We start from the raw sequence: 12,946 nt of genomic DNA on the forward strand, positions 1-12,946 counted from the left end.
GCAAGCACCTGGCCGGGATGTTCGGGTACCTGCCGCAGCAGTCCGGTTACAACAAGCGCCTGCGCAACGCGTTGGGGTTGGTCAAGCGGGTGATCGAGGCGGGCTCGATCAGCGCGGCCTTGGGGCCACACCGCGTCCACAGCGCCGCCTCCAACCTCACCGCCGCGCTCGACGACATCGAAAACAGCGGTGACGACGAGGATCTCGCGTTCGACCTGCTCGATTTCCAGCGCCGCATCGCCTCTCAGCTCGACACCGCCGTCGCGGCATTCGACACCAGCACGGAGGTCCTGCCGTGACCAGCGCTTACTCACCCCACGTCGAGCAGCAGCTGCTCGCCCGCCGCGTCCTCGCTGGTCTCATCGGCGTCCGCCGATCGACCCCGAGGCTCGGCGAGATCAGCATCGCCCTTGTCGACGCCGATGACCGCTACGTCCTCACCGACTCCCACCCCGATGGGATGCGTGTGCATCTCCGGAAGACGGCGACCACCGAGGAAATCAACGACGCCATCCGCGAGGCCATCGCCCACAACAGCGACTGGATCGCCGACGCACTGACCACGAACCTTCCCATCGACGAAGAGACCGAGACCGATCATGACCTCTGACACCACCGCCACCGCGGTCCTGGACCGATCCGACTCCCTCAGCACTACCCCGCCCGCCGACGCGTCGGTGCCGGAGGTCTACATCGACGCGAACACGGTGGCCGAGATGTTCGTCGACACCAGCTATCAGCGCGAGCTCGACAAGCCCGGGGCCCGCGCGATGGCCAAGACATGGGACCGCCGCCTGGTCGGCGTCCTTGACGTCGCCGACCGTGGCCTGGGATCCCTGGCCCGCTACGCGGTGATCAATGGTCAGCACCGCGCCGAAGCCGCCCGCCTGATCGACCCGGACATGGCACTGGTCGCCAACGTCCACACCGGTCTGACCGTGGCAGACGAAGCTCGGCTGTTCCATGAAATCGACGCCAAGACACGGCGGTTGACCACGTGGGACCGGTGGCGCTCGCGCCGCGCGGCCGCGGACCCGACCGTCGCCGCGATCGAGGACATCGTTGCCGAGGTCGGGCTGACCGTCGCCGAGGCCGCCAAGGACGGTGCCATCCGCTGCACCAGCACCCTCGAGCGGATCCACCGCACCGGCGGGAAGTTGCTGCTGGGCAACACATTGCGGCTGATCGTCGAGGTCTGGGGACACCGCCTCGACGCCGTCGACGCCCCGCTGGTTGCCGGCGTGGCCCTCATCCTGCGCAGCTACGAGCAGCAACTCGACCACGACCGCTTCGCCGAGGTCCTCGTCGACCTCGCGCCCCGCCAGGTCAAGGCCCGCGCGATGGCACTGAAAGAGACCGAGGAAGGCCAGAACGGCGCGCTCGTCGCCCTGGTGATGATCGGCGCCTACAACTCCTCGCGCGGACCGAAGCTCGCCCGCGACGAACTGCGCCGCTGAGCGCCACTCCATCTCGTCCAGGGAATCCGCACCCAAGGAGGAATCCATGAAATCACTGCACCGCCAGCGTCATTCGCGTATGGCGAGCGCGGCCGCGCCCACCCAGCAACACCAGCTGCAGCTGGCGCCGCGCGAGACCGACGCCACCGGCCGTCAGCTGTTCAGCGGGTCGTGCAGCTGCGGCGAGATGGCCCCGACCCCGAGTTGGGGGACCGACGAAATCCACCACGCGCACACCCTGCACACCCAGATGCACACCGCTCTGCTCGAGCTGCGCCGCATGAACGGCCCCGCCGAGCAGTCCAGGAAGGACGACAACCGATGATCGCGATCTACCGGTACCGGCGCTGGGTGCGCCGCGAAGCCGCCGCCGCGCGCCAAGAGCCCGCCACCATGGCCCGCCACGCCCAGACCGAGGCCCTCGAGCCCGGATCCCTGCGTTCTGTCACCCTCCGCGACCGCGTCGGCGGCCCCTGGGGGCTGCTCGGCGCAAGGGGCCCGCTGCGCACCGTCGACATCTCCACCGGCTGCCCACGCTGCGGCGAACCCCGCGGCGTGCCCCGCTGGCGAGGCCGCGTCCAGACCTGGACCAACCCGTGTGGGCACCGCGACCAGCCGCGGATGGTCATCACCGAGGCCGACCAGATCATCCTCGGCGCCCGCGTCGACGCCAACGTCGAGCGCATCCTCGCCCAGTGGCCGGCGAGTGAGCGATGAGCGTGTATGTCGATGACGCCGCGATCCGGGCGACCGTTGGCCGCCACAACAGCCGCTGGTCGCACCTGTTCGCCGACACCCGCGAGGAGCTGCACGAGTTCGCCACCCGCCTCGGGTTGCGCCGTGCGTGGTTCCAGGAGGGACCGAGCTACGCGAAGCCGGGCTCACCGGCCGCTGAGATGTGGCACTACGACGTGACGGCTTCCAAACGCGCACAGGCGATCCGGATGGGCGCGCAGGCGGTGACGACTCGACAAGGGCTCAACATCATCCGCGCTCGAGCCGGGTTGCCGCTGTGGCCCGAGGACGCCCCGAAAACGCGAGGGTGACCACGATTCGCCCCACCAGAGCGCGACCACTGCCACATAAATTCCCCAACCCCTGGAAGAAACCCAACCCAGGAGGAAAAAATGGCCTTGATCAGTCTTGAGATCCCGTGGAGCGACGGCTCCCCGATCACCGTCACCGCCGAGCAGGTGACCGCGCATTTCGCGATCTCGCCCACGCTCACCGCCCGCCAGGACGGCTCCCTCACCTTCGCCGACCACGGCCGCTCACTCACCCATATCCCCACGGGGCTGCTGGTCACCCGCTCCGGAAGGCTGGACTTGCGCCGCTATGCCACCGAGCGAAATACCAGACCGACGGTGACCCGCGTACGTCCGGACCAGGCTTCGGCGTCGCGGTCCACCAGGACGTGCTGGGCGAGCCGCTTGTCCAACGACGACTATCACCACACCACGCGCCGCCACGTCATCGTGGAAGTGCTGCGCGAGTCGCTGACCGGCGACACGATCATCTGCGACCATGGGGTCGGGCCTGGGGGTGGTGCTGACGGGCGCGCCGTTCACGGTCGGCACTGGCTGGTTCGCCGGGTCGGATGAGCCGATCGCGGTGCTACCGCCGGAGATCGCGCGCCGCGCGGTCGATCAGATCAAAGACAACGTTCTCGGCCCGTAGGGCGCTCGAGTCGTTCTCTGGGGGTGCTCTACAGCAGGCCCTCGGCTGGGTGGTCATTCCGCCGATGCTCGCTGCCCGGTCGGTCGTCGGGGACGGGCTCGACAGATCCGGAGTCCTCCCAGGTCCAGCGATTGCCTGGCCACCAGACCAGCAGGGAATCCGGGTGCGGCGGGATGTATGAGTAGACGGGCTCGAGGCATTCGGTCGCCTCGCTGTATTCCCAGCGGATCAGCGCGCCGGGAGGGTCGGGACTGTGGCCGTCCGGGGCGATGTAGCCGTGTCTGGTGCTGGGCTCATCGCCCGGCCAGGTAGACGACCGGACTTTGACGCGCGCCGAGATGGTCATTCGCCCCGACCTGCCTCGGTGTCGTGTGCGCATCCGGGTTGTGCTGGGGGCAAATGGATTACGTCACATTCGCGGCACAACCGGAGCGTGTGACTACCGGTGGCACCGTAGGGTTCCCCCGTCGCCCAATGTCTGTCAGTCGAACGCACGTTCGAAACAGTAGCAAGGTCAGTTCCTGGCCGCGCGCTGGGCGGCGGTGTGGCGGCGATGCCAAGGTTCGCCCCCCTCGGCCAGGACGGCGGCGGCGCGGGCGGTGTTGGTGGAGCACCGCAAGGCGGTGGCGACGGCGGGCCAGGTGAGCCTGTGCGCGCGTAGTGCGATCACCTCGGCCTGGAATTCGGCCCGAGCGGCCTTCCTCGCAGCTTCGGGGCCGGGGGTTGCGCCGTGCGTCGGGCGCGGTCATATTCGCGCTGATAGCAGGTCTGGCAGCGGTGGGGGCCCTCTCGGCGGGCCCAGCCGAGGAGCGGCGTGCCGGGGTGGCGTTTGCGGATCATGCGCCGTCCGCAGGTGGCGCAGGTGCCCGCGCATTCGACCTGATCGGGCAGCAGGCCCAGCATGTCGAGCACGGTCCGGCACTGTTCGGCGTCGCCGATGAAGCGCGCGACCGTGAGCCGCGCCCGCGTCACCTGATCCGCGGGCATGCTCATCACCGAGTGGGCAAGTCGATGGCGCAGCCGCAGCCACAGCGGGGCCGCGTGAAATCGGCGGGCTCGCAGGGGTTGTCGTACACGTCGTGCCCGGCGCAGTCCTCGCAGCTCTCCCACGGCTTGCGTACCACCTTGACCTCCCGCGCGACGATGCGACGGGCCAGGGCCCAGTCAGCGGGGATTTCGGCTGGCTGTAAGGGTGGATTCTGGCGTCAGTTATCGGTGAATTCCGGCGTCACTGAAGCTCGATTCGGGCCCGGTGTATCGGTGAATTTTGACGTCGCCGCGGTCGGCGCGTGCCGTTTCGGGCGTGTCAGGTGGCTCTTCGGTGAGGTAGCGGTCGGCGATGGTGGCGCCGCTCAGCAATGATGGTCGCTGGTCCCGGAACTGCTGCCATTGCCGAAGTTGTGCATAGCACCGGAGATCGTCGCCCCGTTGCACACGTTTGGCGTGCCTGGCAACAAGCGGGTCTGGACGTAGGGCCTGGCGTAGGAGTAGATCCCGGAATCGATGGACACCAGCTGCGAGGTCCAGAACCCCGACATGTGGCCGCTGGTCTGTGCCACCCCGTACTGGGCCCCGTTCGCGTCCTGCAGCCAGATGTAGGTCGGCGCGAAGCTCCCGCCGTCGTACCAGTGCACTTCGGCGTATGCCATGCGGCAGCTGGCGATGTACCCGATGTAGAAGTCGCCGACGGGCTTGACGACGACGCCAACCGAGTCGGTGATCTTGGTGATCGGGCCGACGATCGCCCGGTCGCTGCCGCACCCGTCCGCAGCCGCGGTGCCGGCGCCACCGGCCACGACCGAGGCCGCCGCGACGACAGCCACGGCCAGGGCCGCCATCGTGGCTCGGAGCCGGGCGCCGAACGGCCGGGGCCGCCGGGCGATTTCCAGGGTATTCCGTACAAATTCGACGCCGCCGAAACGTTTCACACACAACCTCACATTTGCTCTCGCCGAGCATTTCCCCGGCACCGGGCCGACGATAGCGGGCCGCCAATAGCGAGCTGACACAACTTCCCAGCCATGTGAAAGGCTGTCCAACGGGTCGGCACCTACCTCGAGCGCCGCGGGCTGTTCTTCGCGGTGAACTGCTTCGACGGTGCCCCAACCTATGCCAGCGACGAAGTGCGCGACGCACTCGATCTAGGTCCGCACACTCCGGTGGTGTTTGTGACGCCCGCAGTCGGCTTTCGACCAAGGACGTGTTGATGACACTGGTGGCCGCCTGGGGGAGGTGGGTTTCTTCCTTTACGGCGGTGCCTAGAGAGTCCTCCGCGCGGTGACCCTCGGCCTCACGCGATCTTGTGGTGTCGTAATTCGCCGATAGCCTGCTGCTCAGGGCGTGATTTCCAATGTCTGTTGAGTGTCGGTGAAGACCGGCTTCGGCGGTGAAGGCAGTTGGGTGGCGGTGGTGGTTCCGGCGGATTGGTCGCGGACTGTGCAGGCGAGACGGTAACTGTCGGTGCCAGTTTCGATGATCTACCCGCCGGACGTGAGGCGGTCGACATCCCCGCCCGCGAGTCCCGGCGGATCGCCCCGTACAGCTGTGCCTTGGAGTAGTTCAGCGGCACAGGTCAGCTCCTACGGGCCGTTGCAGACTGATAGCAGGATGATCCTGTCACTGCAACCCATCGGGTGGTGTCAAATGTCCTGTGCCAGTGCAGTTGGCCCAGCAGTAGGGCGCTGACCTTGGGTGGGCCATTTTGGGTGGCAGAGCGAATCTGGTTTTCTGCCATTGAAGTTGGCCCAAGTCAGCGTTTCGGAGATCGCGCGGTCCAGGCGTGAAGGATCTCGTGGACCAGCCAGTGACCGAGGTGGTGGGCGTGGTCGATGCAGGATGTTCCGGTGAGATCGCGGTTGTGTGGGTCGGCGCCGCGGGCGAGCAGGAAGGTGCTGATGTCGGCATGGAGGGGTTCGCCGGTGCGATCGTGGCGGGTGTATTCGACCTCGATGGCATGTCGGAGGAGGGTTTGCCCACCGCCGTCGTCATTTTCGATGTCGTGGCCCTGATCGAGCAGGGCGCGTAGCAGCGGCAGGTCGTAGTCCGCGACCGCCTGATGTGCTGGTGTCAGCTCCCGCCGGGTGGTGCGACGTCGGTGACCAACATGGTTGCGGACCATCCCGTAGGAGATATCGGTGGCCGCGTGTTCGGTGACGAGGATGTCGTATATGGCTCTCGCGGAGATTCGATCGGGAATCGGGGTGTGCTGGTCGGCGGCGAGGATGTCGTCGATGATCGCCGTGAATGGGTCCAGCTTGGAAGGTCTGACGGGATAGGACTTGCGCGGAGCGGGTTGACCCGACCGTAGCGCTTGGCGGATGGTTCGATATCCGGCGCCGTGCCGATCGGCCAACTCGCGCATCGACATTCGATGCTCGCGTGCATCGCGCCGGATGCTGGCGAATAGTTCGGCCTTGGATGTCCGCTGTGGCGTTCTGCTGACTGATCGTTGCGAGCTGTTGGCCGAATGTTGATCGGTGAGAGCATATTTCAATGCCTCGACGGTTCGTCCGGTGAGGATCGCGAGCCGGTCGAGACGGATTCGGTTGTCGTGGCCAGGTTCTTGCAGGCAGAGCCGCAGGTGATGTGGGCGCATGTAGTTGGCCAGCGCCAAGCGACGGATGTAGGCGAGGGTTGTGTCTCCCAGTGCCGGGCGCGGTCGGATAGGCAGCGGTCGTGTCGGCGGTGTGGCGGATTCGGCGGCAGTCACCGGATTTCGGTGCGGTTGGGTTTGTGTTGGGCGGCGTGGTCGAGATCGATCCGGTCGAGCAAGGCTTCGGTGATCTGTTCGGTGCCGCCCAGGATGGCTTCGATGGCGGCTCCGCGGACCAGATGAGACAGGCTGCCGATCATGCCGCTGGTTCGGTGGTGCAGGTAGCGGTCGAGCCGCGCCAGAGTTCCGGCGGTGTGGTGATGCAGTCGCAGGGTGTCTTCGATGGTGACGACGATCTGGCGCCATTCGTCGTTGAACGGGAACGCAAGGGTAGGAATGAGGTTGAACCGCCCAGCGATCTGGCGGCCGCGGGTGCCGGTGAACAAGCCTTGGTGTTCGACGTCGATCCCGGCATAGACGAACGTCGCGCTGATGCGTTCGGAGAAGTACTTCAACGTGTCCGACACTTCCGCGTCGGCCCGGGTAGCCAGTTGCATGTTGTGGATCTCGTCGACCAGAACGAGGCTGACACGGGTGTCTATGGCGACGCCGCAGATAGCTTCGATGACGTCGGTGATGTTGGCGCGCGGCGGCATCGGCAATCCGAGGAACCGCGCGAATTCCATGGCGACCATGCGAGGTGTCGCAGCGGGTGGAACGGTGACATAGATGACCGGAATCCGGTCCTGACCAGGGTGGCGGGCCGCATCGATGGCCTGGTAGGTCTTGCCGAACTGGGTGATCGCGGTGGTTTTTCCGGTGCCGGCGGCGCCGGAAACGACCATGCCGCGGCGGGCGCTGACCGCGTGCCGGTTCAGCAGCGTCAATCGCCGCCCGGTGTTGACCACCTGCCGCAGCGCCGAGGTCGCGACCACTCCCAAGCGGGTGTGATGATCGAGCCGCTGCTCGTCGTAGTGCTCGCGCTCGCCGTCGGTGAGCGCTTCTCGCTGGGCGAGGCTGAGTAGCAAGGGTGCCTCGGCGGTGGCGGCGGTGAACTGCCGCCAGCCTTGCAGGGTTGTCAGGTGTGCGTGTGACTCATCAACGACCGCAGCCGGTTTCGGTGTGGTCACCATCGTTTCTTCGCTTCCTCGAACGGGTCGTAGATGCCCAGCGAGATCACCTTCGCGATCGGTTCGCCAGTGTCTTCGTCGCTGGTGTCGGCCGGGGCGGTGTCCTCCGCTGGTGGTATCGGCCGGTCCCCGGTGGTGGCTTTCGTTCGTCCGGCGACCCGGCGGGCGCGTTTGGATGCCGCTGGGGTCGTGGTGGGGCCGGTGCCTGCTCGGTTGAGCAGATCGGCTGCGGCGCGGGCGATTTCGTTTTCAGTGGCCTGATTGTTGCCGCGCTCGGCCAGGATCTCGCGGGCATGCTGCCAGGCCAGATCGCCGAACGGGACCGGGGTGGTGCGCAGATGGGTCCAGGTAACGGTGATCCATCCGCCCTTGTGATGGTTGCGGACCCAGACGCGGGAAACGTCGTAGGGGTCGTAGTGCACTTCCCAGCGGCCGTTGTGGTGCTCGACGCCGGAATGCTGACGCCGAAACGGGTTGAGCGCCTTGGCGTCATAGGTGCGGCGGGCGATGCGGATGCCGTAGGAATTGATCGTGCGCCAGGTCGCGGGCAGCAACTCGATGTAGTCCTCGGCCGACAACGGAACCGCAACATAACCGGCGGTCGCGACCAGGGCCGCGTATTTCTCGTTCGGTGTCAGCGCCTTGTCCGGGGTGAGTGGATCACGCAGTCCCTCGTGCGGGCGGTTCTGCCAGACCGTGACCACCCATTCGTCCAGCAGCGCCTGCAATTCGATCATCGACCAGGCCGCATCCTGCTCGGCCTTGCGGCCGCGGCGCTCGATGCTGGACCCGACGTAGCCGGCGACATGCTGAGCGAACAGGGTGCCCACCGAACCCAGTGTCCGCTCGACGACCGGTTTGTCGGTCGGGGTGTCCAGGTGCGCGGGTTGCAAGCTGATGCCCAACGCCCGCGCCGCGGAGCGAAAGTTCTGCGACAAGAACACTTTCCCGTGATCGAACACGATCGTCTCCGGCGCAATGACCGGCCGTGCGGCGGCATCGGCCAAGCGTTGATCAACACTGGTGAGGCTGCGGTGCGGCAGCACCGACCGCGACATCCGCAACGCTTCGGTCCAACCCGGACGCATCGGCTCCGGTGTCAACGCCCGCGCCAGCAGCAACGCGACGTCGACCGACTTCGTCGACGGCCGAAGCACCACCGCCGCGGCCGTGCGAGTGGCCAGATCGACCAACCCGGTCAGCTCGACCCGATCGACCAAGCCGCCGTCGAGCACCACCCGAACATCCAACGGGGTCGAGTCGATCTGCATCAACTCACCCGGCCGCGCCGCGGTCACCGACCCGAACGGACCCTCGGGCTGCTTGGCCAACGACCGCCGAGTCCGCGCGGACCCGAAGGTGTGCTTGCCCGACGATATCCGCTGCACCAACCGATAGAAGGTGCGTTCGGCCGGAACCGGTGGCGCGTCGGTGCCGTATTCGGCGGTCAGCAACTGTTCGACGCGGCGACGCAACCGCGTGACCGTGCCCGTGGAACGATCGGTTTCCTCACCGATCGCCTGCCTCACCGCAGCGACCACCCGGTCATCGACCCGCCCGGCGGCCGATCGCTGCCGTGTCGCCCGATGATCGACCAGGCCCCAGATCCCGTCGCGTTCATAATTGCGGCGCTGCCTTTTCAACGTGGTCAACCCGACCCGGTGCCCGAGTCGATGCAGCTCATCGAGCTTGGCCAGCTCCCGCTCCCGCAGCGACCGGCGCCGCAGATCGTATTCCGGCCTCATCACCGCCCCCGGCGCTGGATCCGGCGGCAAACCGGTCAGCACCTCCATCAGATGCTGCTCCCACCAAAGCGCCTGCTCCACCACATGATCGGGCAACCGATCCAGACTCCGCAGCGGCGGCGTAACCGGTGCGGTGGCAACCAATTCCAGAGTTGGATCACCAAGCAGCCGCGCCAACGCCACGACACTCGCCATGCCACCGGCATCCATCAACCGCACCGCCTCACCGGTCAACCCGACCACGGTGAATACCTGCCCTGCGCAACCGATCTCATCACCGACACGAATCACCGCCGCCCGCGGCAACGGCCTACTCATCCGACACCGACCACGGTGGACATGCCCAACACCGCACCAGTCAGATCCGCAGCCAGCCGACCCGACCACAGCAGATGAAACACCGTCGGCAGCACCACGATCGGATCGCCGACCGCAGCGACACCGCAACCCAGTTCGATCCGACCGTCGAAGACACGCTCGACCTCGGCCACCAAACCCGGGCGCAGGCATCGTGGATGCCGATATCCGGCCAGCCATCGAAGATTCGCCGCCAGCACCGGATCCAGTACGCCGACACGCCGGTAACCCCACCCGACCTGATCGCATGCCCGCTCTGTGGCCGCGAATGCCGCCGCGTCCTCAGGTTCGATCCGATCATCAGCCCGGACATCCACCACCAAACCTGCGCCATCACGCATCCGCACGAAATAGTCCGGTGCGTGTCGCCTGGCCCGGACGTCATCGGTCCAGTGCAGCCAAAACGGTTGAGACACAACACCAACCACATCGGGATCGAAATCCAACGCGATCAGATTGTCCCGCTCGAGCCAGGACTCATGGCCAACATGCTCGCCCGTCGTAGCCAACCACCACCAACCCGCGAACGCGGACTGACCCCGATACGACGGAAACGACCGCACCGGCGCGAACCGCTCGAACGCCAGCCCGCCGACCTCCAACAGACCCAACCGTAAGTACTCGCCTCGTACCGAGCAGAACTCCACCACGAACTCATCGCCAGCACCATCGACCAGCCAAGACCCCACCGGAGCCGAACCCAAACCCCGCTCCCATCAACGGAACTCGATCAGAACGGGCCAACTGTAATGGCAGACACTCCACGATGGGCCAACTTCGATGGCAAAAGTCCAACTTCACTGGCAGAGGACATCAAAATCCACCGATACCAACATGTTCCGATCCCGACCGATGTCGAGGTTCACCGATCAACGATGTCGTCATTCACCGATCTAGCCAGGGCTGAGCTGATTGGGTTGGGTTCTGCTGCGGGACAAGGCTGCTGGCGGTTGCCCTGGTGTCGCCTGCCAGGCTCAAGGGGCCACCGGTTGGTCATGAGTATGGGACCGGGTTGTCCGGTCGCGGGGCCGTGTGCTGATGGTGACTGAGGATCGGGGTGCTGGTCAATCCGGGTCGTGGGGGGCGGCGGGTTTGCCGCCGCGCCGCGGCTTTTGCCGTTGGCGGTAGGACTCGCCTTCGACGACGAGTTCGTAGGCGGCTGATTGCAGCCGGTCCATGGCCGATTGGGCGAGTAGTGGGTCGGCCATCATGGTGAGGATTTCCGGGGGTTCACGGTTGCTGGTGATGATCGTGGAGGCTTTGCGGTGGCGTTCGACGATCAACTCGTAGAAGTCGTTGGTGTCGGTCGCCTCAAGCCTGTGAAGTGCCAGGTCGTCCAAGATCAGTAGGTCGACGCGGTGGAGTTTGCGCATCTCGTCTTCGTAGCTGCCATCGAGACGGGCTCCGCGTAGTCGTTTGAACAGTTTGTCGGCGCGTTCGGTATGGACACTGTGGTTGCGGCGGACCGCGATGTGACCGATCGCGTTGGCCAGGAACGTCTTTCCGACCCCGACCGTTATCACCGGGGCCTGACCCATCCTCATCGATGTTCACGACGAAGACCTGAGGCGGGCATCGGGGTTGTTGTTGCCTGCTTATCAGTGGGGTTTCAACGACGTGATGAGGGAACGGTTTTGGTGGCCTATGGGATTGCGGTGCGCCCGTCGGGTGGTGCGCGGACGTGGACGGTGGTCGATGCCTCGTATCGGACGGTCGGTCCGGTCGAGGAGTGGATCGAGGCGCATCGTCATCTGTGGTCGCCGAACACGGTGCGTGGGTATGCGACCGCGTTGGCGCAGTGGTGGAGCTTCCTCGAGCAGCGAGACGAGACCGGCGGGTGGCGGGAGGTTGGTGTCCCGGCGGTGACCGGGTTCCTGTCGTGGCAGCGCAATGGCCGCACTGTCGAACACCGTCTGGTCCCTGCCGACGAGCAGCCATCGGCGACGACACTGGAAGCCCGTCTGGCAGCGGTGATTTCGTTCTATCGATGGCAGCAGGACGTGTTCGGGGTCCCGGTCGCCGGACGGCTGCTGCGGGGAACACCACGACGGATGCCGGCGCGGGGACTGCTGGCGCATCTGGACGCGAGGTCAGCGCCGCCCGCGTCGTCGCTGGTGAGGGTCCGCCGTCAGCGTCATCACGCTCGGCCGCCGATCCTGTTGCCGCAGCAGATCCAGGCCATCCTCGACGGTTGCGCGGTCGCCGATGCGGCCATCGGCGATTGGACCGGGAACCTGCGGGATCGGCTGCTGTTTGCGATTCTGGCGGAGACCGGTGCCCGTCTGGGTGAGGTTTTGGGGCTTCGCATCAGTGATTTCGTGATGGGGCGCGGCGGCACCGCGTTTGTCGACATCGTTCCGCGCGAGGACAACGAAAATGGGGCGCGGGTGAAGATGATGCGCCCGCGCCGGGTCTATGTCGGCGCGGACCTGGAGCGGTTGTTCGCCGATTACCTGACCTATCTGGCGTGCCGCGCAACCGATCTCGGCCTGGCCTTGACGGTCGATTCACCGTTGCTGGTGAATCTGGACCGGCCGCCGTTGCTGGCGCCGCTTCGGGAAGGGACCGTGCGGGACAAAGTGAATGCGTTGCGGCGCAAAGGAATCGGCGCCCACGGGTGGACCCCGCATTGGTTCCGCCATTCTCACGCTTCCGCTCTCCTGCTGGCGGGGACTCCGGATTGGGTCGTGGCGCGGCGACTCGGCCACGCCCATGTCCAGACCACGGTCGACTTATACGGCTGGGTCACCGAAGACGAGGAATTGAGGGCGGCGGCGAACTGGAAGTCCTATGCCGCAGGCTGGCAGGTGAACCGGTGATCGCAACCCGTCCACCCCTGCGCCCGGTCGATGATGTCGACCCGATCTGGCGACTTTGGCTCGAACTGCCCCGAGCCTGGCAAGGGCCGGTCATCGGTCCCGAGGTCGAGAACTGGGAGGCGTTCACCGAGCTCAAGGACCACAACATCATCCTGACCGGACTGCCGGA

The 12,946-nt window shown here is 66.2% G+C and carries 15 protein-coding genes and 3 pseudogenes; 9 read left to right on the forward strand and 9 right to left on the reverse strand.

Translation table 11 applies throughout. The features are described 5' to 3' along the window. The 8 genes and pseudogenes from ACFYOW_RS48805 to ACFYOW_RS48840 all read left to right on the forward strand — a co-directional run. A pseudogene (locus tag ACFYOW_RS48805) lies at positions 1-101 on the forward strand (IS982 family transposase); the annotation flags it as partial. A gap of 194 nt (positions 102-295) precedes the next feature. After that, complete coding sequence (locus ACFYOW_RS48810; RefSeq protein ID WP_387298907.1) at positions 296-610, forward strand: hypothetical protein; 315 nt, start codon at positions 296-298, stop codon at positions 608-610. Positions 611-677: 67 nt separating this feature from the next. Continuing rightward, positions 678-1,457, forward strand: a complete 780-nt coding sequence (locus ACFYOW_RS48815; protein WP_387298909.1) for a DUF6551 family protein — start codon at positions 678-680, stop codon at positions 1,455-1,457. A gap of 46 nt (positions 1,458-1,503) precedes the next feature. Beyond that, complete coding sequence (locus ACFYOW_RS48820; protein ID WP_387298911.1) at positions 1,504-1,782, forward strand: hypothetical protein; 279 nt, start codon at positions 1,504-1,506, stop codon at positions 1,780-1,782. After that, on the forward strand, positions 1,779-2,174 hold the full coding sequence (locus ACFYOW_RS48825) for a hypothetical protein (protein ID WP_387298913.1): 396 nt from the start codon (positions 1,779-1,781) through the stop codon (positions 2,172-2,174). Before ACFYOW_RS48820 ends, ACFYOW_RS48825 begins: the two co-directional genes overlap by 4 nt. Then, positions 2,171-2,503, forward strand: a complete 333-nt coding sequence (locus ACFYOW_RS48830; protein WP_387298915.1) for a DUF4031 domain-containing protein — start codon at positions 2,171-2,173, stop codon at positions 2,501-2,503. The genes ACFYOW_RS48825 and ACFYOW_RS48830 overlap by 4 nt, the downstream gene beginning before the upstream one ends. Before the next feature lie 302 nt (positions 2,504-2,805). After that, positions 2,806-2,886: pseudogene (locus ACFYOW_RS48835) on the forward strand (hypothetical protein); the annotation flags it as partial. 95 nt (positions 2,887-2,981) lie between these two features. Next, positions 2,982-3,134 (forward strand): hypothetical protein, encoded by a 153-nt coding sequence (locus ACFYOW_RS48840; RefSeq protein WP_387298917.1) that lies wholly within the window; start codon positions 2,982-2,984, stop codon positions 3,132-3,134. Between the two features lie 28 nt (positions 3,135-3,162). Here ACFYOW_RS48840 and ACFYOW_RS48845 read toward each other — a convergent pair whose 3' ends face one another. The 9 genes and pseudogenes from ACFYOW_RS48845 to ACFYOW_RS48885 form a co-directional block, all read right to left on the reverse strand. Then, positions 3,163-3,480, reverse strand: coding sequence for a hypothetical protein (locus tag ACFYOW_RS48845; RefSeq protein ID WP_387298919.1), 318 nt, complete (start codon positions 3,478-3,480; stop codon positions 3,163-3,165). 168 nt (positions 3,481-3,648) lie between these two features. After that, entirely contained in the window at positions 3,649-3,804 is a 156-nt protein-coding gene (locus ACFYOW_RS48850; protein ID WP_387298921.1) for a hypothetical protein, read from the reverse strand. Beyond that, positions 3,801-4,244, reverse strand: coding sequence for a hypothetical protein (locus tag ACFYOW_RS48855; RefSeq protein WP_387298923.1), 444 nt, complete (start codon positions 4,242-4,244; stop codon positions 3,801-3,803). The genes ACFYOW_RS48850 and ACFYOW_RS48855 overlap by 4 nt, the downstream gene beginning before the upstream one ends. A 242-nt stretch (positions 4,245-4,486) precedes the next feature. Beyond that, positions 4,487-5,062 (reverse strand): hypothetical protein, encoded by a 576-nt coding sequence (locus tag ACFYOW_RS48860; RefSeq protein ID WP_387298925.1) that lies wholly within the window; start codon positions 5,060-5,062, stop codon positions 4,487-4,489. Positions 5,063-5,883: 821 nt separating this feature from the next. After that, positions 5,884-6,843 (reverse strand): hypothetical protein, encoded by a 960-nt coding sequence (locus ACFYOW_RS48865; protein ID WP_387298927.1) that lies wholly within the window; start codon positions 6,841-6,843, stop codon positions 5,884-5,886. Next, complete coding sequence (locus ACFYOW_RS48870; RefSeq protein WP_387298929.1) at positions 6,840-7,859, reverse strand: TniB family NTP-binding protein; 1,020 nt, start codon at positions 7,857-7,859, stop codon at positions 6,840-6,842. Before ACFYOW_RS48870 ends, ACFYOW_RS48865 begins: the two co-directional genes overlap by 4 nt. Next, the gene (locus ACFYOW_RS48875; protein WP_387298935.1) at positions 7,853-9,796 is read right to left on the reverse strand and encodes a Mu transposase C-terminal domain-containing protein; all 1,944 of its coding nucleotides are present in this window, start codon (positions 9,794-9,796) and stop codon (positions 7,853-7,855) included. The genes ACFYOW_RS48870 and ACFYOW_RS48875 overlap by 7 nt, the downstream gene beginning before the upstream one ends. Positions 9,797-9,915: 119 nt before the next feature. Next, the gene (locus ACFYOW_RS48880) at positions 9,916-10,662 is read right to left on the reverse strand and encodes a TnsA-like heteromeric transposase endonuclease subunit (RefSeq protein WP_387298931.1); all 747 of its coding nucleotides are present in this window, start codon (positions 10,660-10,662) and stop codon (positions 9,916-9,918) included. Positions 10,663-11,022: 360 nt separating this feature from the next. Further along, a pseudogene (locus ACFYOW_RS48885) lies at positions 11,023-11,472 on the reverse strand (ATP-binding protein); the annotation flags it as partial. A 123-nt stretch (positions 11,473-11,595) separates the two neighbouring features. Between ACFYOW_RS48885 and ACFYOW_RS48890 the strand changes: the two are divergent. Continuing rightward, positions 11,596-12,777 carry a tyrosine-type recombinase/integrase gene (locus tag ACFYOW_RS48890; protein ID WP_387298933.1) on the forward strand — a complete coding sequence of 394 codons (1,182 nt, stop codon included), beginning with the start codon at positions 11,596-11,598 and terminating at the stop codon, positions 12,775-12,777. Positions 12,778-12,946: the final 169 nt, after the last annotated feature.

Origin of the sequence: Nocardia sp. NPDC006982 (genome assembly GCF_042869435.1) — a bacterium.
Lineage (GTDB): Bacteria > Actinomycetota > Actinomycetes > Mycobacteriales > Mycobacteriaceae > Nocardia.

What these genes read in the sequence shown, in the direction of transcription:
- ACFYOW_RS48875 (WP_387298935.1), bottom strand. Translation starts at nt 9,796, where the DNA reads ATGGCGAGTGTCGTGGCGTTGGCGCGGCTGCTTGGTGATCCAACTCTG.
- ACFYOW_RS48845 (WP_387298919.1), bottom strand. Translation starts at nt 3,480, where the DNA reads ATGACCATCTCGGCGCGCGTCAAAGTCCGGTCGTCTACCTGGCCGGGC.
- ACFYOW_RS48830 (WP_387298915.1), top strand. Translation starts at nt 2,171, where the DNA reads ATGAGCGTGTATGTCGATGACGCCGCGATCCGGGCGACCGTTGGCCGC.
- ACFYOW_RS48840 (WP_387298917.1), top strand. Translation starts at nt 2,982, where the DNA reads ATGGGGTCGGGCCTGGGGGTGGTGCTGACGGGCGCGCCGTTCACGGTC.
- ACFYOW_RS48825 (WP_387298913.1), top strand. Translation starts at nt 1,779, where the DNA reads ATGATCGCGATCTACCGGTACCGGCGCTGGGTGCGCCGCGAAGCCGCC.
- ACFYOW_RS48870 (WP_387298929.1), bottom strand. Translation starts at nt 7,859, where the DNA reads ATGGTGACCACACCGAAACCGGCTGCGGTCGTTGATGAGTCACACGCA.
- ACFYOW_RS48820 (WP_387298911.1), top strand. Translation starts at nt 1,504, where the DNA reads ATGAAATCACTGCACCGCCAGCGTCATTCGCGTATGGCGAGCGCGGCC.